The organism is Marinobacter salicampi (assembly GCF_011074795.1).
Lineage (GTDB): Bacteria > Pseudomonadota > Gammaproteobacteria > Pseudomonadales > Oleiphilaceae > Marinobacter > Marinobacter salicampi.
In genome coordinates, this window is sequence record NZ_JAAMPF010000012.1 from 384,707 (window position 1) to 409,846 (window position 25,140).

A 25,140-nucleotide genomic window follows, 5' to 3' on the forward strand; every position below is an offset into this window, starting at 1 on the left:
TTAATCTCTTTCTTTCCTTAACGGGCTGGCTAGGCTGAGAGGCCCGTTACCTTCTCAACAGGTTCATAAAAACAGAGCCGGTTGGAGCCGGATTTTTTGGCCTTGTACATGGCCTGATCGGCAGCGTTCAACAAGTCCTCCGGAGAGGCGGCATCCTGGGGAAAAAAGGTCGCACCGATGCTGACGGATATCCGGACCGGCTTTTCGGCAATCTGAAACGGCATCGCAAGGGCATCAATAATGGTCCGGGCCACCAACTCGACATGCTCGCGCTGCCTGGCACCGGAGAGGATAACGGTGAATTCGTCACCACCCAGCCGGGCAACGGTATCATCTTCCCGAACACAGTCGGTCAGTCGCTCTGCCACATCCACCAGAAGTCGGTCGCCCGCCTCGTGGCCCAGGGAATCGTTGATCTCCTTGAAGCCATCCAGATCCATGAAGAGTACCGCCAGGGGCAAACTGCTGCGCTTTGCGTGTTTTGTTTCCTGCTCCAGACGATCCAGGAACAGGCGACGGTTAGGCAGGCCAGTCAGAAGATCATGGTGTGCGTTATGCCATATCTGCTCTTCTGCCAGCGCCTGTGCCGTGATGTCCCGCGCGATACAGACGGTAGCTTCAGTGTTGCTGTACTGGTCCAGTACCGGGGCCAGCAGGTACTCGAACTTTTCCCCGTGACCCGAGGCGAAGGTATGAACGAATTTGCCGCGATAGGTTGCGTGCTCGGCAACCACTTTTTCCAGATTGCGCTGGAAGTCCGACGCAAATGAGAAGCCAAGATCAAAGGTAGACTTGCCCATGATCTCCTCGCGCTTCAGGGCGAACAGGTCCGCTGTCGCCTTGTTGGCATAGACAAAGCGGCCCTCGAGATCCAGCACGTAGATCGGGTCGGGGGAGGCTACCAGGATGGCGCCGAACAGCCGCGTTTCCATCTCCTTGACTGTGGCGTACTGTTCAAGGGATTCAGCAACAGCCTGGTCGATGGCTTCGTGGAAGCGGGTCAACTCCTCAAGCTGCTGGCGGGCAATTGTTGGTGATGCCTTGGTCCATTGGGAGACCACGCTGGCACGCAGGGCACGGAACTCGGATACCGTCTCATTGACGCTGAAGCCGCTGGTCTGCCGGTCCCCGCCGTGCACCTCTGCCCAGGATATCTCCTCATCCTTCGGCTCATGCCCCCGGGATTTGGCCACCTGCTCTGACTCACTCTGATCGGAATCGAGATCGTCAGCAATCTCGAGGAGCATGTCCCTGGCGTGATCACGCAGCCCGGTCTTGTCCATACGTCTGGCATGAAGAAGGGTTTCGGCAAACTCCTCCCAGTCCTGAAGAATCGGCTCTATTTCAGCCCGAATAAAATCAGCTAATCGCATTATTCACCTGCATGTGTTGGCCTGGATAAGCACAGAAGGGATCGGGAGAGGCTTTGGGCCCACGCCCTGTGTCGTCACTGTTTCTTCGGCCATACTCAGCAAGCTGAAGCAGTATCTTCCGTGATCCGGAACCCCGGCGTTACCCTAACACGGCTAGTCACTTCAGAAGATGAAGCTTTGGGCATGTCGGGTGCCAGGGATTGCCTTACATGACGCGTGGCGTTGACTGCAGTCACATCCGTCAATAGCAAGCGATACAGGAAAGGCCTGTTTTGGGATGTTGACTGAAACTCTTGTGAACGGAGCCCTGCAGGAAACAGGGCCCTTCTGAACGTTCTGGAGTGGGGCGAGTTCGATGACCAGCTTGGGGCCGGCCACGAACAGGATGGTCAGACCGCGCCGACGGCATGGTCCCTAGACTGCAAAGACATCTCGGAATGTCCGGTCGACACTACCAGATTGGGCATCCAGTAAGGCCTGAATACCGGGATTGTCCACCTCGCTTTCACTGTCGTGTTCAAACTCCATCGCCAGGCCTTCGTCGGTTTTGCGTACCACCACGGCGGCGATGCGTCGGGGCACATCGCGATCTTTTTCCGGAACCCGGAATTCGACTTCCAGTTTCTGGTGCAAGCCCACCTCGGCAAAATCGGTGACCATAAACATGCCGCGCTTGCTCACATCCCGAAGCCTGCCCGTCGCTATGGGAAGGCCGCGTTTATAGACCAGAAGGCTTTTACCAACCGGGAGTCGTTGGCTGAGTCGATGTTCCATTGCTTTATCCTTACCTGCTGCTCAACAGGATGTGTGGTTATTGGCCTATCAAAATCTGATATCCACACCGACTATTGCTATTCACTTTCAAGCGATAAAACACAAACGACCAATCGGCACATCGTGAATTGAGGCCCACGATTCCTTCTATAAAGCCGCCATAAACGCCTCTACAAACCAGGATTTCGCCTGCCTCTTCTATAAGAATAACCCTGTTCATCAGGTCGTGGATTAACCTGAGTCAAAAAAAGGCCAGAAGTTTGTCACCCCTTAAATCGACGTGAACCGGGAATCAGATCAGCTTGGTCGCGGGCTTCGATTCACCTGAAAGCGAAGCCCTGCCAGAGGATCACAGGAGGTGAAATAGGGGTAGCGCAAGAGCCCATCACGGCGTCATTGTCCTGAGCACCGGATTCAGCCTAAACTTGCCTTAGATCACTAATTCAGGGTCTTGTTAATTGTAATGTAGCAAGGAAAGCTCCGGAGGAAAGGCCATGGTTCCAGGGATCGGAAACACGCAAGCGGAGGTGCCGCAAAAAAAGCCTGGCGCACAAGGGTCAGCCTGATGCGGATCCTCTTCGCGACCAGTGAGCTCTACCCACTGATCAAGACCGGGGGCCTTGCCGATGTGTCGGCAGCGCTCCCCAGCAGTCTCGCCAGCATGGGACATTCGCTCACTGTGCTGCTGCCCGGCTACCTGCCGGTGCTCGAGCAGGCCCGCGAGCAGGGTGCCCGTATCCTGACAGACCTTTTCATCATGGACTACCCGGTCACCCTCTGGGCTACTACCCTTCCGGGCACCGAGGTTAGTGTCTGGCTGGTGGATATACCCGGAATATTCGATCGCCAGGGCGGCCCCTACCAGGATATAACCGGACGTGACTGGGAGGACAATGCCTGGCGTTTCCGATTGTTTGCCGAGGTAGCCAGGAGGCTGGCGACGGCAGAGTCACCGCTGGGGTCCGGGCGGCCCGATATCGTCCACTGCAACGACTGGCAGACCGGCCTGATTCCGGTTCTGCTCAGCATGACTCCCGGCTCACCGCCCACCGTCTTCACCGTACATAATCTGGCCTACGCCGGGCTCTTTTCCCGGGACACCTTCGATCGACTGGCTCTCCCCGGCGAGCTGTGGCATCCGGATGCCCTTGAGTTCCATGGCCGCCTGTCACTCATCAAGGGTGGTCTGGTCTACGGTGACCAGCTCACCACCGTGAGCCCGCGCTACGCCGAGGAAATCCAGCAGCCGCCTATGGGCTACGGACTTGAGGGACTGCTCAGGCATCGGGGTGACCGGCTGAGGGGTATCGTTAACGGGATAGACGAACGGCAATGGGATCCTGCCCACGACCCCTACCTCTTCATGACCTACGATGCCGGGCGCCTTAATGGCAAGGCCCTTTGCAAGGCCGACCTGCAACAGACAACCGGTCTGGCCTGTGAGCCAGATACACCGCTGGTGGGCTTTGTGGGGAGACTGGTGGAGCAGAAAGGTGTCGATCTGATTGAAGATATGATTCCCAGGCTGGTGGCCGCCGGCTGCCAGGTGGTGTTGCTGGGCTCCGGTGACCGGGCAGCGGAACAGGCCCTCGCCAGCAAAGCTCTGCAACATTCCTCGCGGGTAGCCGTGTCGCTGGGATATGACGAGGCACTGGCGCACCGGATCACCGCCGGCGCCGATATCTTTCTGATGCCCTCCCGCTTCGAACCCTGCGGCCTGAACCAGATGTACAGCATGCGCTATGGCACCCTGCCCGTAGTACATGACGTCGGCGGCCTGCACGATACCGTACGGGACCCCGAATTTGACGGCCTGGAACGGGGCACCGGCTTTGTCTTCGGCAGCGATTCCGCTGCTGAATGCTGGCACGCCCTGACCCGGGCACTGGCCCTCTACCGGCAACCGCAGCACTGGCAGCGCATGATGTTTAACGGTATGAGCCAGGATTTCTCATGGCGCCGAAGCGCTGAGCAGTATCTTGATATTTACCGGTCCCTGCATAACCGGACCCTGAATAAGAGGAACTGACATGCCCGGCACACCTTTTGAACTCGAGGTTCGTTCACGTTTACCACAAGCACTCACCAGGCTCAACGAACTGGCCGGAAACCTTTTATACAGCTGGAACCACGACGTCCGCCATCTGTTCTCACGCCTCGATCCGGACCTGTGGCGCTTGTGTGGACACAACCCCCGGATTTTTCTGCGACGAATCTCCCAGGAAAAGCTCGACCACGCCAGTACGGACCGAAACTACCTCGCAGACCTCAACCGGGTATTAGGCGTTTACGACGCCTACCGTGTTCTTGCGCCCAGACCCGAAGTGCTCGATCAGATTGACCCCGGGTCGGATCTTGTGGCCTATTTTTCAGCCGAGTTCGGATTTCACGAGAGCTTTCCCATCTATTCCGGTGGGCTGGGCATCCTGGCCGCAGACCATTGCAAGGCCGCCAGCGACCTGGGCTTGCCCTTCGTGGCTGTGGGCCTGCTCTACCAGGAAGGCTTCTTCATCCAAAGTATTGATGGCGAGGGCAGCCAGCAGGTCCGATGGCATCGTCATTCCGGCGATGACCTTCCTGTCAGTCCCGCATTAACTGATGCCGGTGAGCACCTTATCGTCGAGGTGCCGCTGCCGGGACGCATTATCCGGGTCGGCGTGTGGGAGGCGATGGCGGGAAATAACCCGCTATACCTGCTGGATACCTGCGTCGATGGCAACAGCGAAGAAGACCGTCGCATCACCCTGCAGCTTTACGGTGGCGATGAGGAAACCCGCATCCAGCAGGAGCTTGTTCTGGGCATTGGCGGCGTGCGCGCCCTGCTCGCCCTGGGGTTGGCACCCACGGTCTGGCACATCAACGAGGGCCATGCGGCTTTCCTGATTCTCGAGCGCTGCGCAGAGTTCGTCGAAAGTGGCCTGTCTTTCGAAGCAGCATTGGAGGTCGTGGCCTCATCCACTCTATTCACAACCCACACCCCGGTGCCGGCCGGACACGATATTTTCCATATTGAGCTTTTTCGCAAGTATCTTTTTGGCCTCGGCGACAGGCTCGGCATCAGCTTCGAAGCTCTGTTCCAACTGGGGACAATTCCCGGTGGTCAGACCTTCAATATGACTCTGCTTGGCCTGCGGGGGTCCCGTTATCACAACGGCGTAAGCCGCCTCCACGGCACCGTCGCCGCTGCCATGGAGGCAGATCTCTGGCCCCAGGTCCCGCCAGAGGACAACCCCATCACCTACATCACCAACGGCGTGCACGTGCCTACCTTCCTGGCCCGGGAGTGGTCCAACCTGTTTGACATGCAGGCCCCGAACTGGCGGGAAGAGCTGCGTAACGTCCGCTTCTGGGATTTCCTCGACCGGGTGCCTGACTATCACTACTGGAGCGTCCACAAGACGCTCAAGCAACAGATGCTTGATTATGTCCGGCGTCACGTTGAACGCCAGCACCGTCGCAACGGTACCAGCGTGGCAACGACTCGTCGCACCACAGCAGCTCTATGCAAACCCGACCGCGACCTGCTGGTAATCGGCTTTGCACGTCGTTTCGCAACTTACAAGCGGGCGACCCTGCTATTTTCCGACCCGGCGCGCCTGGAGCGGCTGATAGGGGACCCGGACCGTCCAGTCCTGGTGATTTTTGCAGGCAAGGCCCATCCCAGGGACAAACCCGGGCAGCAACTGATCAAGGTAATCCACGAACTGTCACAGAGCCCGCAATTCATCGGCCGGGTATTGCTGCTTGAGGGCTATGACCAGGCCATGGCCCGCCAGCTGCTGGCGGGGGTGGATGTCTGGCTGAACACACCGGAGTACCCTATGGAAGCCTGCGGCACCTCGGGCCAGAAAGCCGCGATCAATGGCGCACTGAACCTGAGCGTACTGGATGGCTGGTGGGGCGAAGGTTATGAGGGCGATAATGGCTGGGCTATAACACCCAGAGATACCGAGCTTGACATGGCGTACCGTAACCTTGAGGAAGCCAAGGATCTGCTGGATATACTCGAGTACGAGGTCCTGCCACTGTACTTTGACCATGCCGGACGGGACTATCCGAAAAAGTGGGTAACGGCATCAAAAGCAGCCATGAAGTCCATATTGCCTAGATTCAATGCCGAGCGGATGGTCATGGATTATCTCACCCGTTTTTACCGTCCCGCCGTCGGGCAACGGGCAAAAATGACAGCCAATGGGTACGAGGCCGCCCAGAATCTGTCGCAGTGGAAACAGAAAGTTCGCGAAGCATGGCCAGAGGTTACCATCCGCGTCGCCGGGAAAATGCCCGGCCACTGCCATGGCGACGAACCAGTAACGTTTTCAGTGGCCGTTGAGCACCCGGGGCTGGACGCCGACGATCTGCGCGTTGAGTGTGTCGTGGAGTCCGAGTCGCGCCACCCGGGCAGGGAGCCGGACCGCACCATCCTCCAGCTCAGTTACGAGGATGGTCTGTTCAGAGCCGGCTTTGAGCCGCCGTTCACGGGCCAGCAGGTTCTACGGGTTCGCGCCTACCCCTGGCATCCCATGCTGTCCCATCCTTTTGAGATGGGCTGCATGGTTTGGGTATAGGTAGTGTGTGCAAACCCCGCTTGTATCGAAAGCGGGGTCAGTCGTACCGAGCTGATCGCGCATTCGAATAAACGCTCAAAGCTGTAACAGTGACCAGAATCAGGCCCATTCCGAAAATCTGCAGACCCACAAGATTCTGGTTCAACACCACAAAGCCAAACAGTGAGGCAGTAACCGGTTCCACCATGGCCACAATTGAGGCCACCGCCGGCGCAGTATGGTTCAGGCCAACGATGTAGAGAATGAAGGATATGCCCCCGCCAAGGACGCCCAGCACAACGAACAGGGGCCAACTCGGAGTGGTCAGTACCGCCACGATCTGCTCGTTATCAACCAGCCAGACAAGCACGGCAACGAGCGTGGCGAACGCTATCGCAAGAATTGCCTGTGGACTGCCATGGGGGGCTGCGTACTTGAAGCCGAAGATGAAAACTGCATACGACAATCCGGAAAGCAACCCGGCTACCACACCGATCCCCGTCACTGAGCCGGCACCGATGTCGTAAATACGCGTCAGCAACACCACCCCGACCATCACCATCGCGATGGCGATCCACTTCACCGGGGTGGCACTCTCCAGCTTGAGTGCGAATGACACCAGATAGACGAACACCGGAGCGCAATACATCAGAGTCGCCGCGACAGCGACACTGCCCTCTGCGATGCTCATGAAATAGAATGAGAAGTTACCCGCTACACCCAAACCCGCGATCACCGACCAGAACCACAGGCGGCGATCTGTCAGGCCACTGCCCCGAGGACGAACCGCCAGCCATATCAGGACGAACAGAAGCCCGATGCCTCCGCGGTAGAACGCGACTACAAAGGCGCTCCAGCTTTCAGCCATGAGGATGGCGCCTATTCCCCCGGACAACCCCCAGCAAAGAGCTGCCAGTGCCACAAGCGCGGTGCTCGTTGCTGCCGTTCTGGCGTTGAGGCTCATCGATTGCTGTATGTGTCGGGCGCGTGCTGTGTCCTTGCGGTCGTCATCCTTTACCTCCCATAGTTCGGAATCCTTTCATAAATTCAGTCGAGCTATTGTGACTTTTTGGCCTGGCTCTGCGCAAACCTGCATAACGGCTCAGCGCTCGCCGCCGGAGCCCAAACTTCTGTCGTCCATGGGATCTGCTTGGTTTATTGCCACAGATCAAATTACGAATAACCTTGTGCTCATAAGATATATATACGAAGCGCGGGAGCATCCCGATGTCGTCGCTGTCCCTTGGATGAAGATAATCAATGCGGAGGTTGCAATGAAACATCTGGTTTTGAGCCTCGTAATGAGTACGTTCGCCACGGCAGCCTTTGCCGAGAACGCGGCTCCGCTGAGCCCGGAGCAGACCTGGCAATTACTGCAGGATAAAGGGGACGAGGTTCTGTTCGTTGATGTGCGGGATCCCGTCGAAATCATGTTTATCGGATTCACGGACGCCGTCGATATCAACCTTCCTTTCAAACTTGTCGACCGCCACGAATTTATTGAACAGAAAAAGCAGTTTGCGATGAAGACCAACCCGGATTTTGTGTCAGGTGTTGAGAAGGCACTGCATGACAAGGGGCTGGACAAGGATGCGCTCGTCATCACTATGTGTCGCTCCGGCGCTACCCGCGGCAAGCCCAGCGCCGAGTACCTGATGGAGCACGGTTTCACTAACGTGAACTATGTAGAGACGGGCTTTCAGGGCGACAAAGCGAAAGAAGGTGACCAGAAGGGGATGAGAGTCGTGAACGGCTGGATGAACTCAGACCTGCCCTGGTCCGGCTCGATCAATCCGGACAAGATCTACCAGCCCTGATGGGATGACCGACATGTAAGGCAGGCCTGGCGGGGCCATCCTCTGTTGTCCCCGCCTGGGCTTATTGCACTGTCAGAAGCTGAACACTCGGTAGCCAGGGTCCAGCATTTGTGCGGCCATATCTGGGGGTGTGGCCACATTGACGCCGTCAAGCAAGTCATCCTTGGTGTGCTCGCTGTTAGGCAGATACAACGCGCAAACGCTCACACTGGCGCCCTCCTTCATCAGGCGTCGCAGCATCTGACCAGGCGTAAGATCTTTAGGCTTCAGGGCCTCGGCCTCGTAAGAGCTGAGCGCGAGATCGCCAGCGCTGTCGCACAGTAGAACGTTTACCTCTGCCCCCTGGTCGGACATCGTATTACTTAGCACCATGGCCATTCCCTGGGTTTGCAGGGAGTCGTCGGAAAGAATTACCAGCACCTTCTCGACTGTCTGTTGATCATTCTCGGCAAGCACATGCGTCGTCAGGGACAACGCCACCAATGTGGCTAACAATAAGCGAGTGGTTAATCTAATCATGGCTTGATCTCCTGGGTTAACGGGTTGGTTTTGCTTTGCAGGTTTTTATGCCCAGCAGGGAGTAGGCTGGACAAAGGCCAACCACTGCAGTGGCCAGCGGTATAACGCCTAACCAGCCCCAGGCAGTTTGTGGGCCGATAAACACAAGGGCGATAAGCACCAGGCCCAGAATGGCTCGAACGGTTCGGTCTACGGTCCCCATATTGCGGCTCATCATCTTCTCTCCTATAGGATTATGAGGGGTGCTTTTACTTTAGGAGCCTGCGACAAAGCACTCAGTGACTAAGTCACACAGGGAGTCTGTAAATGAGCAAAAACGACCAGACGCTGAAACACCCTATTCTCGAGGTCTTGCCCGCGCAGATAAGGCAAGAGGCAGAGACCACGCTGACGTTGCTGTCTTTACCGCCTGGAACAGTCATTTTCCGACCTGGCGATCCCTGTTCAGGTCTGCCCCTGGTGGTCACTGGCTCCGTAAAAGTTCAGATGACCGGGGCCTCCGGGCACGGCATAGTGCTGTACCGCATGGGAGCCAGTGAAATATGCACCTTGTCCATCGGCTGCCTGATGTCCGGCCACGGCTATCGGGCTGAGGCGGTGGTGGAAGAGCCTGCCGAGGCCATTATGGTGCCTCGTCCCCTTTTTGATCAGATGATGGCTGTATCGGCCGAGTTCCGGGCCGGCATCATGGTGTCCTACGGCCGCCGGCTCGACGACCTTATGCTGCTTGTGGAGGAAGTAGCGTTCCGCCGCATGGACGAACGCCTGGAAGAATGGCTGGGCAGCCGGGCGAAACAGGGGGCGATCTGCATTACCCATCAGGAACTGGCGGTGGAACTGGGCACCGCCCGTGAAGTGGTCAGCCGCCTGCTGAAAGAACTGGAGCGGCAGGGGCGCGTTGTGCTTGGCCGGGGGCGTATACAGTGCCTGTAGAAACAGGGAAGCAGGTATTCCATACCGTGGGACTGACCAAAACCTACCACCAGGGAGAGGTCGAGGTACAGGCGCTACGTGGTGAGCCTATCAGCTCTCCAAGTCCTTTTTTATTTGCTCAAACTCATCCCGGCTTATCTCGCCCCTGGCATAGCGTTTCCGGACAATATCGAGCGCAGTTTCCCTGGAGTTCACCGCGCTGTCCGAATCGTTTCCCCAGGGTCTACTCGACCCGCCACGGCCGAATATGAAGTAGAGTAGGACCACAAACGCCGTTATCATCACCAGGGGCATGAGAAAGGGAAACACCCACCAGCCACCCCATCCATAATGTTCCGGTCCCATGTATGCCTCCTGACAGATTTGCTGAGCTCAATCGACCGTCAACTATGCATTACCTTAGAGTGAACAGCCGCGCTTGTCGTTAGGTCTCGACCAATGAGCCCGGCTGCACGTAGTGTTCGACCGGACTCGATATATCGCTCCGGGTTGTCAAGCTCACCGGGCACTCGATCGACATCGCCAGTTTTACCTGCCCGACCTGACCCCCGACCTGCCGTGCCGCAGCTTTCTGCTCCAGCGCTGCTTGGCGAATTTACGCAGGTTGGAGACATTGTCAGTCTCATCCATGATCTCGGTGCCCAACAGAGTCTCCATGATATCCTCGAGAGTGACAATACCAAGCCAGGTGCCCAGCTCATCATAAACAAGCACCATGTGCTGGCGCTCGCGAAGCATTTCCGCGAACAGAAACTCGATGTTGGTGGTGCCCTTGACCCGCTTGGCCGGCCGCAAGTGGTCCATGAGGTTGGCGTCTTCATCAATGGTGAGCAGGTCGGACTTGTGGATGTAGCCCCAGGCCTCGTCGTCCTCGTCGATCACCGGATAGCGCGAGAAGGGCAGTGACGTCACCAGATTACGGAATTCCTCCACCGTGGTATCAGGCCTGATGGTCTTGCAGACGGTTCTCGGGGTCATTACCCCGCTCACCTTGATCTCGTGGAAACGCAGGACGTTCTGAATCATGCGGCGCTCGTCCTCATCCAGGGCCTGCTGGTCACGCCCGATTTCCACCAGGGCACTGATCTCGGCCCGGATGTCGGTTTCATCCTCGCCGGGCGTAAGTCGCCGGGTCACCTGCTTCGACAGCCAAACGAAGGGAAGCAGACTTTTCACCAGGAAGCCGAGCACGCCGGGCAAATAGGGCGCTATGGCGCGCCAATATTTTGCACCGATGGTCTTGGGTATGATCTCCGAGAAGAACAGAATCGCCAGTGTCATTATTGCCGAAGCCGCACCCAGCCAGGCTTCGCCAAACAGCACCGCCACCTGCGCACCGACGCCTGTCGCGCCCGCGGTATGAGCGACCGTGTTAAGAGTCAAGATAGCAGCAAGTGGATCCTCGATATCATCCTTGAGCTTGCGTAGACGCTGAAACAGGGAAGGCTTGTCTTTTTTCAGCGAGGCTACATAGCTTGGGGTTACCGATAGAAGCGCTGCTTCAAGAATTGAGCAAAGAAATGAAAAGGCGATAGAAAGAACCGCGAACGCGATCAGGAGACTCATACGTACCTTGATTTGGGGAACAGGTCTGTATTATACCAACTTCCTTTGGTACGGAAATGGGGCCCCTGACCGGAAAGGCTCGCCAGTTACAAAAAGCCGGCCCGCTTTTGCTTGCCTTCGGTCAACGGTTTTTACTGGTCAAAGGCGAGCAGCGCTAGGCCCCATCGGCTGCCGGCTGAAAATGCCCACGATCGGCGTGCCATGGGCGCGCAGAATAGGTTCGATTTCACGATGCAGGCCGTGGTACCGATAAAACGGCACACGGGGAAACAGATGGTGTATTGAGTGCAGGTTCTGGCCCATCCAGAACCACTCCAGCGGCTTCATCCATTTCGGCATGATCAGGCTGTTGGTGTTGCGGTAGCGTTTCGGCTCCTGGTAGGGAATGTGGGGCCGGTAGGCAAACCAGTAAGCGGTGAAAAAGCCACCAAACAGATAGCCCAGAACAACGACGCTGAGGGTGCCGGGCAGGTCCACCGCCACCACGAACACTACCCGCCAGCCCAGGGAAACCAGCACCTCCATGCAGTAGATGGTGCGGTCCTTCACTGATGCTGTTGCCCAATGCTGCCGGGCAAAAAAGCTGTTCTGGACTCCGAGGAACCGGATGACCGTGATGACCGCGGGTATCAGGCCCCTGCCCATGCCGCTGACCATGTAGTCCGGGTCCCTGTCCGGCTGGTTGGTATACCGGTGGTGGGTGAAGTGCTCGTGGCGGTGGGAAGCGTAAGGTATGGCAATCAGCGGCGCCACCAGGTAACCGCAGAGATCGTTCAGCCACCTGAGCCGTTCATGACCGCCGTGAATATTGCCATGCACGGCCTCATGCAAAGGGGTATAAGCTAGGTAGGTCAGAGCCCCAAGCACAGGCAGAGCCAGCCAGACAGACAGCGCCCCGCTGGCGAACAGCCAAAGGTTCGTCACAAACCCGGTGAGCACGACCGCCACAAGCATGACGGTGGGCCAGGCCACATCCCCCATATGATTCTTGGCCGCGGAAATGGCCTGTTTGTTCAGTACAGCAAGATCCTGAGACACGTATAAACCTCTGGCGAAAGCATGGTTAGCTAGCCCAGTCTAATTAGCGCGTGGCACGCTAGCCAGGGGTATAGGGGCCAGATGCCTCGCCAGAGTTGGTGCCGGATATCAGCCAGCCAAGGGCTGGCGAGTATTAGCAGCCCGAACCTCGTGCAACTTTTTATAGCTCTCAATCAGCCGCAGGTGCCTGTCCAGGCCGTCGAGCTGCATGTTGGTTGGCGTGAGACCTGGGAAGCGAAGGCTGCCGTTCACTGCACCCAGTACGGTTTCCATGGTCGGCTCTGTGAACATGCGACGAAGGTTGAACAGGAAATCGTTCAGCTCGAGCTCGCCGTCCAGCTCAATTTCCAGCACCGCGTTCATGGCCTGGTAGAACAGGTTGCGCTCCACGGTGTTGTCGTTGAACTGCAGGAAGGCGTCCACTGAATCAAGGGCTTCTTCATGCTGCTGCAGCGCCAGGTAGATCATCAGTTTCAGCTCAAGGATGGTGAGCTGGCCCCAGACGGTGTTTTCGTCAAACTCAACACCGATCAGGTTGATGATCTTCATGTAGTTGTCCAGCTGACTTTCCTCCAGACGCTCCACGAGGTCGGTCAGTTGCCCCTCATCAAGGCGGTGAAGGTTGAGAATGTCTTCCCGGTAGTCCAGGGCCATGTTGGTGTTGTCCCAGACCAGGTCCTCCACCGGGTAGACTTCCGAATAGCCAGGCACCAGGATGCGGCAGACCGGGGCACCCAGATCTTCATGGACCGACACGTAGACTTCTTTACCCATCGCCCTGAGGATACCGAACAGGCTGTCCGCCTCTTCCTGGTTAGTGCCAGAAAAATCCCATTGGCAGAATTGGTAGTCCGACCGGGCACTGAAGAAGCGCCAGGAAACCACCCCCGAAGAATCGATAAAGTGCTCAACGTAGTTGTTGGGCTCGGTCACCGCCTGGCTGTTGAAGGTGGGCGGCGGTACATCGTTCAGTCCTTCAAAGCTGCGGCCCTGCATCAGTTCCGTCAGGCTGCGCTCCATGGCCACCTCGAAGCTCGGGTGGGCGCCGAAGGAGGCAAAGACGCCCCCGGTTTTCGGGTTCATCAGGGTGACGCAGGCCACAGGGTACTGACCACCCAGTGAGGCGTCCTTCACCAGTATGGGAAAGCCCTGCTTTTCCAGCGCCTGCACGCCTTCCAGGATATTGGGAAACTTTTCCAGCACCGACAGGGGCACATCCGGCAGGGCGATTTCCTCTTCAATGATCTGCTTCTTCACTGCCCGCTCGAAAATCTCCGACAGGCATTGCACCTGGGCTTCAGGCAGTGTGTTGCCCGCGCTCATACCATTGCTGAGAAACAGGTTCTCGATCAGGTTGGAGGGGAAGTACACCACCTCGCCGTCGGACTGGCGCACGAACGGCAGCGAACAGATGCCCCGATCCGCCCGGCCGGAGTTGGTGTCGATCAGGTTGGAGCCGGCCAGCTCCCCGTCCGGGTTGTAGATGGACAGGCAATGATCGTCCAGGATGCCCTCAGGCAGCTCGTCCTCCGGCCCTGGCTGGAACCATTGTTCGTCCGGGTAGTGAACGAAGTCCCGGTGGGCGATATCTTCACCGAAATACTGGTCGTTGTAGAAAAAGTTACAGCTCAGTCGCTCAATGAACTCGCCCAGGGCCGAGCACAGGGCGCTTTCCTTGGTCGACCCCTTGCCATTGGTGAAGCACATGGGCGAAGCCGCGTCGCGAATGTGCAGAGACCAGACGTGGGGCACGATGTTGCGCCAGGACGCGATCTCAATTTTCATGCCCAGCTTCGCCAGAATGGCGGTCATGTTGGCGATGGTCTGTTCCAGGGGCAGGTCCTTGCCCTCGATGTAGGTATGGCCGGCTTCTGGGGTGGTCATCAGCAGGGCCTGGGCGTCTTCATCCAGGCTGTCCACCGACTCAATCTCGAAGGTGGGCCCGGTCTGCACCACCTTCTTGACGGTGCAGCGATCGATGGAGCGCAGGATGCCCTGCCGGTCCTTGTCGGAGATGTCTTCCGGCAGCTCTACCTGGATCTTGAAGATCTGGTTGTAGCGGTTTTCCGGGTCGACGATATTATTCTGGGACAGCCGGATATTGTCGGTGGAAATGCCCCGCGCCAGACAGTAGACCCGCACAAAATAGGCTGCACACAGCGCCGAGGATGCCAGGAAGTAGTCAAAGGGGCTGGGTGCCGAGCCATCGCCCTTGTAACGGATGGGCTGGTCGGTGAGGACGGAGAAGTCGTCAAACTTCGCTTCCAGTCTGAGGTTGTCGAGAAAGTTGACGTTGATTTCCATTGCAAGGCTACCGGATCGGGAAATTTTGGCTGAGTGGCGAAACTTTGAGCGCCATTATCCAGATTTCGACCGGCCTCGTCTCGACAGAAAGGTGCAGCACACGATTTTTCCTGCTCAGGCCCCCGTCCCCTGCGGTGACCGCTCACACGTCAGCGGGTTCGCTACGCAAGCTCTCCCAGGTCTGCACCATCAGCTTCTTGGGGCCACCCCAGCGGTAGCCGCCCATAGCGCCACTCTGCTGGATCACCCGGTGACAGGGGACCAGCAGGGCCACGGGATTGGCCCCGATGGCATTGCCTACCGCCCGCGAAGCCCTGGGCGTGCCCATCGCCCTGGCGATCTGTGAATAACTGGTCAGCTTACCGGAGGGAATCCTCAGAAGGGCACGCCATACGGCGACCTGGAAATTGGTGCCGACCACATGCAAGGACACGGGGCCCCGCTGCCAATCCGCCTGTGCCCTGAACAGCCCATCAATCACCTGGCTTGTGGCCTGATCGTTTCTTGCGAGCGTCGCTCGGGGCCAGTCCTTGTGCAGGTCAGCAAGCACATCCTCGGGGGATCGGTAATCAAGAAATTCCAGCCGGCAGATACCCCGGTTGGTGGCCGCAACCAAGATTCTGCCCAGGGGCGTTTCATGGAAACCGTACTGAATGGCCAGGTTCATACCCTGGCTCCTGTACTCCCCGGGTGTTACTGCCTCCAGGGATACAAAGTGATCGTGCAGCCTTGAGCTGCCACTTAAACCGATGCTGTGGGATACGTCCATCAGGGAGTGTGCTTCTTCCAGCCTGCGCTTGCCCCGCTCCAGGGTGAGGGCCTGCAGGAACCGCTTGGGCGTGGTTCCGGCCCAGCGACAGAACATCCGCTGGAAATGGAATGGGCTGAGGTGGACATGGGCCGCCACCTCTTCCAGGCTGGGCTGCCCCGTCGCCATGAAGGTCATGGCCTGCTCGATACGGTTATAGTCTGACTTACCCATACCCTCCTCCATGGCACCCTCCATAAGCTCTCCATAAGCCCAGCCGAATCTGGAAACGATTGCCTTATAGCCAGCAATAGCATGGCCTGGCAGATCAGTCTCCATGATAGAGGCTCGCCGACCCGGGGCCGACCCGAATCTTGCTTTGTTGAATTCGAGCGACAACACAAGGTGCGCCTAACGGAACTCCGCTGTTTCACTGGGGGTCGCCAGCCACTTTCTTATCCCATCGAGTGTTGCGGGCGGGCAGAGCCAGAAGCCCTGAAGGCAAATCTCTGCCATGTAGCCCAAGACCTGGCATACGATGGCAACATGTCGGGGCTTTTTACAACCCGGTTCAGCGAACCTTTCCTGCAATTTCCGGCCGACTGATTTATATACCTTTTTGATTATAGGCACATTTTATGCTGTTACCGGCGCAATCAAAATGTTCCGCTCTTGGATAGAGCGATGGTTGTGTCGCGGGCTATGTCCGCGACGACCTGAACAGTCGAACCGGAGAAAAGTATGCGCGCGTTTTTTGCGAACCCCAGACCATCCGCCAGGGCAGGCCTTCTTTTGGGCTCTTTGCTCTTAATAGCCACCGCCTGCAGTGAAGATGTTACCCCAGACACCAAAGCCGCCAAAAAAGCCCTGACCAACTTGCTATGCGACCATCAACGCTTACTGAACTGCCAGTGTCTGAGTGACTATGTGGTATCGAACACATCAGAGTCGGACAGAGAACTGATTCCCCTGACGGTCAAATTGCTTACCAATGGGTTTGAGGAAGGCGAGGTCGAACAGGAGCTGGAGAGTCTGGCCGCAACCCGTGGCGGAGATAAGGCAAGTGTCGAAGAAGCGATGCAAAGCTACAGCAATCGCTTTGGGGAACTTATGGAGCAAGGGTCCACAGAGTGCAAATGAGCGAGTCAATCAGGAAGGGCGCCCCGTCAGGGTGCTCGAAAGCTGAAGCTTCCGCTACAAAAGATCAATAGCCGATTATTTATAGCTGGTTGTGTAAACGTAGCGGAAGCTTCAGCTTTCGTAGAGCCGCCAGGCTCCCTGTCTAGTCAGCGGGGAAATGCTTCAAGCCGACGCTTCGGTCGGCTGATATCATGGCTGTGAATGCAGGTCAAAGCGTACGACTGTGTCTAGCGCAGGCCAAAGAATGACAGGACGACCAGGACAATAACCACCAGGCCCACGATATAGATAATGTTATTCATAAAAATCCCTTTTTGATTGCTGACTGTTTTTAGTCATCGCCAAACGCGACCATTTCACTATAGGGCGCTAGATGCTTAAAAAGATACTTATATATTTTTCAGCTCCTCAACAGGTGGTGGCTTACCTACCCTGATTTCTGTCAGATCCTCTTTTGAAAGACCCTGGAAAAGCGCAACCATCATCGCAAACACAAGAACGAACATAGGCAACCCGACCACGGTGATCACTTCCTGCAAGGCGGTCAGCCCGGCCTCGCCAGCAAGCACGATCAGCATGGCTGCGAGCACGCCTTCCGAGACACCCCAGAAAACCCGCTGATGCCAGGGCCCCGGGTCCGGAGAGCCGGTGCATAGCATATCCACCACAAGGGAGGCGGAATCTGACGAGGTGGCGAAGAATATGGCTACGATCACCACCGCCAGGCCCTGGATAAGGGCCGTGCCGGGGAAATTTTCAAAGAACGCAAACAGTGCCAGGGGAATACTTTCCTCGACCGCCGTGGACAGGGAGCCTGCCTCTGCGCCCAGGGCTGCACGGGTTTCTGCGCCGATGCCGTCGATCTCCATGGCCGACCAGCCGAAGATACTGAACCAGACCAGAGTGAAAATGGAGGGTGCAAACAGCACACCCAGCACGAACTCCCGTATCGTCCGTCCCCTGGAGATACGGGCTATGAAAATGCCGATAAAGGGAGACCAGGTGACGGTCCAGGCCCAGTAAAATACGGTCCAACCACCCTGCCAGCCCCATCCGCCGTCTTCATGGTCGTATTGGGCAAGCGCATCGTTCCAGAAAGCCATCGGCAGCAGGTTGGTTATATAAAGGCCGAATGTTTCCACCAGCGCTCGCAGCAGGAAAACCGTGGAGCCAGTAAACAGTACGAAAAACATCAGCCCCACGGCCATGCTGATATTGAGGTTGGACAGCCGCTTTATACCCGAGTCCAGACCAGCCACGATCGAACCCACCGCCACAGTCGTCAGTACGGTAATGACAATGACCTTGGAGGTTACTGAATCCGCGACACCAAACAGTTCGGTGAGTCCGGCATTGATCTGCTGGGTACCCAGCCCGACCGAAACGGCAACACCAAAGAGCGTGCCGAGTACCGCAAAGATGTCCAGGGTTTTTCCCAGCGGTCCATAAATACGGTCCCCTATCAGGGAGTAGAACACCGAGCTGAAACGCATCGGCAGGTCGTAGCGATAGATAAAGTAGGCAAAAGCCAAACCTGGCAAGGTGAAGATCGCCCAGGTATGCAACCCCAGGTGATAGATCGAGAAGCCCATGGCATCGTCTGCGGCCTCAACGGAGAATGGCTCTACTCCTGAGCGGGGTGGCGATGCGAAATGGGAAATCGGCTCTGCCACACCCCAGAACATCAGCACCGTACCGATACCGCCGGCGAAGAGCATGGTGAACCAGGAAAGATTACCGTAGTCAGGTTTGGCGTCGTTGCCTCCAAGGCGTATGACGCCATAACGGCTGAGCGCGACCCAAAGCAGGAAGGCGACCCAACTGGTCACCCCCAGGATGAAGAGCCAGCCAAGGTTGGTCACGATCCAGGTGCGTCCGGCACCGAAGGCGTCTCCAATCGGCCCCGGGGCTATCAGCAGCAACACCAGGAAAACCACCATGATACCCGCAGAGGTAAAGAAGATGGTTGGATTGGTCTTCAGCCTGAGCTTCCTTGCAAGCCATTCCATGGCGCTTCTCCCTGAGTCTTTAACCCAAGATAGAAGTGAACTGACCTGCACGCCAGTTACCGTATCGATACGTTGCCGGCAACCATAGAGGGCGTTGATTCTGTGCTTCATAACTATTGAAAACAATAAATTACACTTTCAACTTGAGCTGGTTGGTACTCTACCCGGCGCTTTCCCAGCCCTTCCAGGCCATTACCCAGCAGGTACGTTTGCAGATGAGAAAAAATCTTCCGGTCACCCAGAGTGAGCGTCCGTTTCCCCGCGGCCAGAAGCTGATTTCGGCAACGGACCTCACCGGCAAGATTGTCCATTGCAACCGGGCCTTTGTGGATATCAGCGGTTTCAGCCGGGAAGAGCTGATAGGCCAACCCCACAACATTATCCGCCACCCGGATATGCCCCCGGCCGCCTACGAAAACATGTGGTCTCACCTCAAGGCAGGCAGGCCCTGGATGGGGCTGGTGAAAAACCGCTGCAAGAACGGAGACCACTACTGGGTAAGCGCCTATGTGACCCCTGTCACCGAAAGTGGCCGGGTGGTCGGCTACGAGTCGGTACGCAGCTGTCCTGAGCGGGCAGATGTTGAGCGCGCAGCCCGGCTCTACGCTGGCATCAATGCCGGCAAGCCTGTGATCCAGTGGTGGGAGACAGTGCCCTTCGGAGCCATCGCACTGATCGCCATGATCGCCGTCGCAGCCGGTGTCCATGCTACTGGCTTCCCGGCCGTCGCGTTGGGCTTGTTGGCCATCAGCGTGGTGGTCGCCGTGATCTGGAAGCAAGCCAGTGAAAAGCAACTGCAGAGTGCCATCACGGGGCTTCTGAAAAACAGCTTTTCCGACGTTCTGGCCGCCAAGTCGTACACCGAGGATTCGCCGGAACGGGGGCGCATCAAGGTCGCGGTTATGGCTCAAAAGGCACACCTTGACGCGGTACTGACCCGAATGGAAGACTCCGCAGGCCTGATAACAACCAGTTCGGTCACTGGCCTTGAAATCGCCCACGAGACCCAGGAAGCCCTGCGCAGGCAGCAGGTTGAGACCGAACAGGCGGCCGCCGCCGTTTACGAGATGTCGATGACTATCGCGGAGGTTTCGTCAAACGTTCAAACCACAGCCAACCGGGCTGAAGAATCCCGCGGCCTCGCGGTGAGTGGCCGCAAAGTGGTGGAGTCTACCCGCAAGGCTATCGAAGAACTGAAGGTAACGGTCGACGGCATTCGCCAGTCGGTGACCGAACTGGCCAGCCAATCCCAGAGTATTGCCTCTGCCGCTGGCATCATCGAGCAGATTGCCGACCAGACCAATCTGCTGGCACTTAACGCTGCCATTGAGGCTGCCCGCGCTGGCGAGCACGGCCGCGGTTTTGCGGTTGTGGCAGACGAGGTTCGTACCCTGGCCCGACGCACCCAGGAATCCACCCAGGAAATTCATAACGTGGTGGAAAGCCTGCTGAGCGGGTCAGAGCGTTCGGTGGCGGTTGCCGAACAGGGCACAAAAGCCGCTGAAACTGGCCTGCAGAAAATGTTTGAAACAGAAAAAACCCTGACCAGCATCGCCGACGCGGTGACGGACATTGCTGATATGGCCCTCCAGATGGCCGCCGCCGTGGAAGAACAGGCCCAGGTTTCCGACCAGATCAATGCCCAGGTAGAAAACATATCCGGCCTGGCGCAAAGCAACCTTCACAAAGGCGAGGAGTCCACCCGGAGCGTCAAGGCCCTGGGACAGGTAGCCGAAGATCTCCGCGAACTGGTGATTCGGTTCAAGTAAGGTCACTTGCCCCTGACCCCTGCCGGATAGGCCTGGCAGAGTTCAGGAAGACGTCAGGCCACCCTCACTATCGCTCGATAGACTTCAGCAGAGACGCGAAGGCCCTTGCAAACCTCTGCTCAGCCAGCTTATCGAGCACTTTGCCCACAAATGGAACCTTGACGCGGCCCTCGGAGACCCAGGTCACATGGGTGTGCTCGCCCCGGGGCTCCAGGGTGATTTCACCCCGGCTGTGGGCTATGGGAAGCGGGCTCGATTTCTCTATCAGATAGTGCATTACCGTGGGCCTGTTGAACCGTGTAATACGTTCGGTGAGTTCAAGGGGGCCGGCGCCGATGACACGCAGCGCCCCGGTACCATTGGTCTCGAGCCGCCCTTTCTCCAGCAAAACTGACTTGCCAACTCCAGGGAAGCGCTCATAACGTGCGTGGTCAGAAAGGGCCTCGAATACCGTGTCTATATCTCTGGCAAGCGTGCGCTCGACGTGAATGTGAAACATCGCAGATCCTTGTGTCCTGGACAGTGACGGGCCCGGCTCTTGTCGGGAAGCGTCCGGTATGGCTGAGGCCGGGGATAAGCGAAACGCGATCCCGCCCTCGGTGATGGTTCACGTTCTGGCTTGGTTTGCACGGCTATACTCACATGGACAGCACTGCTGTTAAACCGGCAATTAATAAAGTCCGGCCTTATCGACAAAAAGGAGTTTGGCAAATGACCACACTGATCGCTGGTCTGGTTCTGTTTCTGGGGATTCACTCGCTTTCCATCGTCAATGAACCGCTACGTAACCGCCTGCGTGCGTCCATGGGTGAAGCCGCCTTCAAAGGGGTCTTCTCACTGATCTCGCTGGTTGGCCTGGTGCTGATCATCTGGGGCTACGGTGCCGCCCGAATGGATCCGACAGTCATTTACACGCCGCCAGGCTGGTTGAAACACCTGGCAATGCTGCTGCTGGTCCCGGTATTTCCCCTTCTTTTTGCCACCTACCTGCCCGGCAGAATCAAGGCGAAACTGGGGCACCCCATGCTGGTGGCCGTCAAGCTGTGGGCACTGGCGCACCTGCTCGCCAACGGCATGCTTCATGATCTGCTGCTGTTTGGCTCTTTCCTGGCGTGGGCAGTGATCGATCGCATCTCCCTGAAGCGCAGGGGCCAACGTCCCATTCCAACGCTTCCGAAGAGCGCTGCCAATGATGCCATTGCCGTAATCGGCGGCCTTGCGGTGTACCTGATCACAGTATTCTGGGCCCACCAATGGCTCTTCGGCGTGGCGCCAATCTGATCACTGCTAGCGGAAGTTTCAGCTCTGGTCGTTCGTAGCGGAAGCTTCAGCTCTGGTCGTTCGTAGCGGAAGCTTCAGCTTTCGTGCATACCGAAGGGGTGCTCAACATTCCGGCCCATATCAGGAGCCTGACGGCTCCTCGAAAGCTGAAGCTTCCGCTACATTAAAAACAGCCCGCACCGCAGGTTCAGGTGTTCGGTCGTCCGCGACATTCAGACGCTCCTACGCTGCAGCTTCAGGCGTACAGCCTTTCGTAGCGGAAGCTTCAGCTTTCGTGCACACCAACGGTGTGCTGGTCGGCCGCCGCGGCTTTCACCAGATTGCCATCAAGGCGCCGGCACCCAGGACCAGTGAGCCACCAACCTCGGCTACGACAAGGACAATCATAAAGCTGTGGATCACCCAGGGCGGCAAGGTTGTGCTTCCCAGCCTGTGCGGTTTGCGCAACTGGTTACTGGTATCGCGCAGAACGCCGTGCACAAGGTAGGTGCCTATGGCCAGGGCAAAAAAGCCGAGAGCCGATGCCGCAGCCGCTGTATTCAGCCAGGCAGGAAGCATGCTGTAGCCGGCAAACCAGCCCAGTAACAACGCCGCAAAGCTGTACATAAGCGAGCTTCTGTGGGCGACGTCCACATACCTCGGTGCTGATGCGTTCGAACTGGTTGCCATGCACCGGTATTTCCAGATGCCGGTCACCAGGCCCGTCATGAAAAAGATAAAGGCGGCGGTCAGACACAGTTTTTCCGCCAGGGTCACTGCTGCCATCTCCCTCTAAAGAGATATTGAACGTGCATATTTATAAGTCCTAAATGGGTGGACCTCAGACCGGAGGCCAAACGGGCCCGAAGCAAAAGTGCGCCGGTACCCCAACTGATGAGAAAAGGAGATCTCCATGATCACAACAAAGAAAGGTGTAATGGCAATTCTAACCGTTATGGCCCTTACCCTGCCCATGGCCATTCAGGCCGAAGAAGGCGAGAAGTCAGAGGCATGGTTAACGAGCCTGAAGACAGATACACCACAGGCAGGGTTTGAACTTGCCATCAAACTCTCCCGAATGGGTGTAAAGATTACACAGCCGGACAAGGACATTCTGTTCCGCGAGCGTGAGAAATACGCCGGTGATGGCGAGGCACTGATCCATGCCTCGGAAGTTGTAGCGGTTCACTTCCAGACCGTCGCGGCGGCAAACAATTACTGGCAGTAAAAAGCAGGCGGTCTTCTGGACCGCCACCCCTGGTTCCCGGCCAAGCTCGACCACGGGCTCTGTGAACCGCCTCGCCCAAGCTATCCTCCCAAAGACCCATCGGATCAGGTTTATCGTCGTATGTACTTCGAAGCAGGCCCATGTTGCACTGATGCATCGACGCCAAACGCAGGAGAACGACAATGACAGCATCCTCTTCCACACCGGCCACCACGCTCCGGGAACTCAACGGCCTCGGCCATGCGCCGGCAAAGCTTTCGGACTCCGCCCTGATCATGATCGATTGCCAGAACACCTACCGCGAGGGCGTGATGAAACTGGAGGGCGTAGAAGAAGCCCTGGAGGAGGCCCATGTACTTCTGGAGAAGGCCCGGGCCCAGGGGATTCCGGTATTTCATATCCGCCATGACGCCGGCCCGGGCTCACCCTACGACGTCAATGATCGAATCGGTGCCATCGCTGATATCGTTGCCCCGAAAGGCGGCGAGCCGGTCATTACCAAAAACTTCCCCAACTCGTTCGTGCAGACTGACCTGGACGAGCAGCTCAAGGCCAAGGGGGTGAAAAACATCGTTCTGGCTGGCTTCATGACTCATATGTGCGTCAACTCCACAGCCCATGGTGGCTTCAACCTGGGCTACGCGCCTACAGTAGTCGCCAGCGCCACAGCAACCCGTCCGCTGGAGGCGGCCAACGGCAAGGTGCTGTCAGCCCAGGAGGTGCATGACGGTGCCCTGGCGTCAACGCGCGATCTCTATGCCGCTGTGGTCGACCGGGTTGCGGATCTGCCCGACTGAACAACCAAAGAAAGGAGGCTTTAGCATGAAACTCGCCACTGTTTCCCAGCCTGGCGGGCTGGACCAACTGAAAATCACCGACGGACCGGAGCCGGGCGAACCTGGCCCCGGCGAGGTGCGGGTGCGCATTCACGCCAACTCTCTGAACTTCCATGACTACGCTGTGGTTGCCGGTGCCATACCAACCGCTGATGGCCGCATACCCATGGCCGACGGAGCAGGCGTGGTCGAGGCGACGGGAACCCACGTGAGCGAATTCAAGGTGGGAGACCACGTCGTGTCCACCTTCTTTCCGCAATGGGAAAACGGCCCTGCGCCTATCGACAATTTCACTACAACCCCGGGGGACGGCATCGACGGTTACGCCCGCGAGTACGTGGTGACGCCAGCGAGCTATTTCACACTGGCACCAAAAGGCTTTAGCCACGCCCAGGCGGCGACCCTGACGACCGCCGGACTGACCGCATGGCGAGCCCTGGTCGTGAACGGCGGCCTCAAGGCCGGTGATACGGTGCTCACACTTGGTACCGGGGGTGTATCCATATTTGCACTGCAGTTCGCGAAAATGATGGGCGCCCGGGTGATATCGACCTCATCTTCCGATGACAAGCTTGAGCGGCTGAGCGCCCTTGGGGCCGACCACACCATTAACTACAAAACCACCCCGTCCTGGGGCCAGCGGGTACTTGAACTCACCAACGGCCGGGGTGTGGACCTTGTAATTGAAGTGGGGGGTCCCGGAACCCTGCCGGAATCCATCGACGCCGTTTGCATCGGTGGTCACATATCGCTGATCGGCATACTCACCGGCCGGTCCGGCGACGTACCAACCGCAAAGCTGATGGCCAAACAGGCTCGCCTGCAGGGCCTGATCGTTGGCAGCCGCGCCCATCAACAGGAAATGATCCGCGCCATCGAAGCAAACGGCCTGCAACCGATGATCGACCGGTCATTCCCGTTGGACGAAATTGCGGACGCGTTTCGCTACGAGGAATCCGGCAAGCACTTCGGCAAGATCTGCCTGGAGTTCTGAGCGCCTATACAAAACCAGGAGCCTAACGGCTCCTCGAAAGCTGAAGCTTCCGCTACATTAAAACACCCTGCCTCGCAGTGTCGGGCGAACGATCGGTCGCAGCGCTCAACACCCCACACCTCAGCATCAGGCACCGGTCTTTCGTAGCGGAAGCTTCAGCTTTCGTGCACACCGAAGGGGTGCCCAACATCTCGGCCCACCGGGAGCCTGGCAGCTCCTCGAAAGCTAAAGCTTCCGTTGCATTCGAACTCCCCGCCTTCTTGCTTCTTTAATCTACATCTTAAT

23 protein-coding genes are annotated in these 25,140 nt (G+C 57.6%); 10 read left to right on the forward strand and 13 right to left on the reverse strand.

Annotation, left to right across the window (positions count from 1 at the left end):
- Window positions 1-29: 29 nt before the first annotated feature.
- Window positions 30-1,373, reverse strand: a complete 1,344-nt coding sequence (locus G7W63_RS06490; RefSeq protein WP_166254905.1) for a diguanylate cyclase domain-containing protein — start codon at window positions 1,371-1,373, stop codon at window positions 30-32.
- A gap of 414 nt (window positions 1,374-1,787) precedes the next feature.
- A complete protein-coding gene (locus G7W63_RS06495; RefSeq protein WP_166254908.1) occupies window positions 1,788-2,147 on the reverse strand; it encodes a PilZ domain-containing protein in 360 nt (119 codons plus the stop codon).
- Between the two features lie 565 nt (window positions 2,148-2,712).
- On the opposite strand from G7W63_RS06495, the gene glgA reads away from it, so the two are divergent.
- Both glgA and glgP read left to right on the forward strand, forming a co-directional pair.
- Window positions 2,713-4,176, forward strand: a complete 1,464-nt coding sequence (glgA, locus tag G7W63_RS06500) for a glycogen synthase GlgA (RefSeq protein WP_166254911.1) — start codon at window positions 2,713-2,715, stop codon at window positions 4,174-4,176.
- A gap of 1 nt (window position 4,177) precedes the next feature.
- Window positions 4,178-6,715 carry an alpha-glucan family phosphorylase gene (gene glgP / locus G7W63_RS06505; RefSeq protein WP_166254914.1) on the forward strand — a complete coding sequence of 846 codons (2,538 nt, stop codon included), beginning with the start codon at window positions 4,178-4,180 and terminating at the stop codon, window positions 6,713-6,715.
- Window positions 6,716-6,752: 37 nt separating this feature from the next.
- On the opposite strand, the gene G7W63_RS06510 is transcribed toward glgP, so the two are convergent.
- Window positions 6,753-7,658, reverse strand: coding sequence for an EamA family transporter (locus G7W63_RS06510; RefSeq protein WP_166254917.1), 906 nt, complete (start codon window positions 7,656-7,658; stop codon window positions 6,753-6,755).
- 310 nt (window positions 7,659-7,968) lie between these two features.
- On the opposite strand from G7W63_RS06510, the gene G7W63_RS06515 reads away from it, so the two are divergent.
- Complete coding sequence (locus tag G7W63_RS06515; protein WP_166254920.1) at window positions 7,969-8,511, forward strand: rhodanese-like domain-containing protein; 543 nt, start codon at window positions 7,969-7,971, stop codon at window positions 8,509-8,511.
- Window positions 8,512-8,583: 72 nt separating this feature from the next.
- Here the strand turns inward: G7W63_RS06515 and G7W63_RS06520 are convergent, their stop codons facing one another.
- Both G7W63_RS06520 and G7W63_RS06525 read right to left on the reverse strand, forming a co-directional pair.
- Window positions 8,584-9,030 carry a DsrE family protein gene (locus G7W63_RS06520; protein ID WP_166254923.1) on the reverse strand — a complete coding sequence of 149 codons (447 nt, stop codon included), beginning with the start codon at window positions 9,028-9,030 and terminating at the stop codon, window positions 8,584-8,586.
- A gap of 16 nt (window positions 9,031-9,046) precedes the next feature.
- The gene (locus tag G7W63_RS06525; protein WP_166255127.1) at window positions 9,047-9,244 is read right to left on the reverse strand and encodes a YgaP family membrane protein; all 198 of its coding nucleotides are present in this window, start codon (window positions 9,242-9,244) and stop codon (window positions 9,047-9,049) included.
- A gap of 92 nt (window positions 9,245-9,336) precedes the next feature.
- Between G7W63_RS06525 and G7W63_RS06530 the strand changes: the two genes are divergently transcribed.
- A complete protein-coding gene (locus G7W63_RS06530; protein WP_166254926.1) occupies window positions 9,337-9,963 on the forward strand; it encodes a Crp/Fnr family transcriptional regulator in 627 nt (208 codons plus the stop codon).
- Between the two features lie 90 nt (window positions 9,964-10,053).
- Here G7W63_RS06530 and G7W63_RS06535 read toward each other — a convergent pair whose 3' ends face one another.
- The 5 genes from G7W63_RS06535 to G7W63_RS20110 all read right to left on the reverse strand — a co-directional run bounded on the left by G7W63_RS06535 (window position 10,054) and on the right by G7W63_RS20110 (window position 15,958).
- Entirely contained in the window at window positions 10,054-10,308 is a 255-nt protein-coding gene (locus G7W63_RS06535; protein WP_166254929.1) for an SHOCT domain-containing protein, read from the reverse strand.
- Window positions 10,309-10,491: 183 nt separating this feature from the next.
- On the reverse strand, window positions 10,492-11,529 hold the full coding sequence (locus tag G7W63_RS06540; protein WP_166254932.1) for a CNNM domain-containing protein: 1,038 nt from the start codon (window positions 11,527-11,529) through the stop codon (window positions 10,492-10,494).
- 138 nt (window positions 11,530-11,667) lie between these two features.
- A complete protein-coding gene (locus G7W63_RS06545; protein WP_242634333.1) occupies window positions 11,668-12,567 on the reverse strand; it encodes a fatty acid desaturase family protein in 900 nt (299 codons plus the stop codon).
- 108 nt (window positions 12,568-12,675) lie between these two features.
- The gene (locus G7W63_RS06550; RefSeq protein ID WP_166254935.1) at window positions 12,676-14,871 is read right to left on the reverse strand and encodes an OsmC domain/YcaO domain-containing protein; all 2,196 of its coding nucleotides are present in this window, start codon (window positions 14,869-14,871) and stop codon (window positions 12,676-12,678) included.
- 142 nt (window positions 14,872-15,013) lie between these two features.
- Window positions 15,014-15,958, reverse strand: coding sequence for a methylated-DNA--[protein]-cysteine S-methyltransferase (locus G7W63_RS20110; protein ID WP_278185417.1), 945 nt, complete (start codon window positions 15,956-15,958; stop codon window positions 15,014-15,016).
- A gap of 402 nt (window positions 15,959-16,360) precedes the next feature.
- On the opposite strand from G7W63_RS20110, the gene G7W63_RS06560 reads away from it, so the two are divergent.
- Window positions 16,361-16,759: a hypothetical protein gene (locus G7W63_RS06560; RefSeq protein WP_166254938.1), complete on the forward strand. Its 399-nt coding sequence runs from the start codon at window positions 16,361-16,363 to the stop codon at window positions 16,757-16,759.
- Window positions 16,760-17,148: 389 nt separating this feature from the next.
- Here the strand turns inward: G7W63_RS06560 and G7W63_RS06565 are convergent, their stop codons facing one another.
- Entirely contained in the window at window positions 17,149-18,768 is a 1,620-nt protein-coding gene (locus G7W63_RS06565) for a BCCT family transporter (RefSeq protein WP_166254941.1), read from the reverse strand.
- Between the two features lie 215 nt (window positions 18,769-18,983).
- On the opposite strand from G7W63_RS06565, the gene G7W63_RS06570 reads away from it, so the two are divergent.
- Window positions 18,984-20,537, forward strand: a complete 1,554-nt coding sequence (locus G7W63_RS06570) for a methyl-accepting chemotaxis protein (RefSeq protein WP_166254944.1) — start codon at window positions 18,984-18,986, stop codon at window positions 20,535-20,537.
- 67 nt (window positions 20,538-20,604) lie between these two features.
- On the opposite strand, the gene G7W63_RS06575 is transcribed toward G7W63_RS06570, so the two are convergent.
- The gene (locus G7W63_RS06575) at window positions 20,605-21,036 is read right to left on the reverse strand and encodes an SRPBCC family protein (protein WP_166254947.1); all 432 of its coding nucleotides are present in this window, start codon (window positions 21,034-21,036) and stop codon (window positions 20,605-20,607) included.
- A 212-nt stretch (window positions 21,037-21,248) separates the two neighbouring features.
- Here G7W63_RS06575 and G7W63_RS06580 point away from each other — a divergent pair, with 212 nt between their 5' ends.
- The gene (locus G7W63_RS06580; protein ID WP_166254950.1) at window positions 21,249-21,818 is read left to right on the forward strand and encodes an NnrU family protein; all 570 of its coding nucleotides are present in this window, start codon (window positions 21,249-21,251) and stop codon (window positions 21,816-21,818) included.
- 312 nt (window positions 21,819-22,130) lie between these two features.
- On the opposite strand, the gene G7W63_RS06585 is transcribed toward G7W63_RS06580, so the two are convergent.
- Window positions 22,131-22,583: a hypothetical protein gene (locus G7W63_RS06585; protein ID WP_242634334.1), complete on the reverse strand. Its 453-nt coding sequence runs from the start codon at window positions 22,581-22,583 to the stop codon at window positions 22,131-22,133.
- 127 nt (window positions 22,584-22,710) lie between these two features.
- On the opposite strand from G7W63_RS06585, the gene G7W63_RS06590 reads away from it, so the two are divergent.
- The 3 genes from G7W63_RS06590 to G7W63_RS06600 all read left to right on the forward strand — a co-directional run bounded on the left by G7W63_RS06590 (window position 22,711) and on the right by G7W63_RS06600 (window position 24,855).
- The gene (locus tag G7W63_RS06590) at window positions 22,711-23,025 is read left to right on the forward strand and encodes a hexameric tyrosine-coordinated heme protein (protein WP_207308898.1); all 315 of its coding nucleotides are present in this window, start codon (window positions 22,711-22,713) and stop codon (window positions 23,023-23,025) included.
- A gap of 182 nt (window positions 23,026-23,207) precedes the next feature.
- A complete protein-coding gene (locus G7W63_RS06595; RefSeq protein WP_166254953.1) occupies window positions 23,208-23,822 on the forward strand; it encodes a cysteine hydrolase family protein in 615 nt (204 codons plus the stop codon).
- Window positions 23,823-23,847: 25 nt separating this feature from the next.
- Window positions 23,848-24,855 (forward strand): zinc-dependent alcohol dehydrogenase family protein, encoded by a 1,008-nt coding sequence (locus G7W63_RS06600; protein WP_166254956.1) that lies wholly within the window; start codon window positions 23,848-23,850, stop codon window positions 24,853-24,855.
- Window positions 24,856-25,140: the final 285 nt, after the last annotated feature.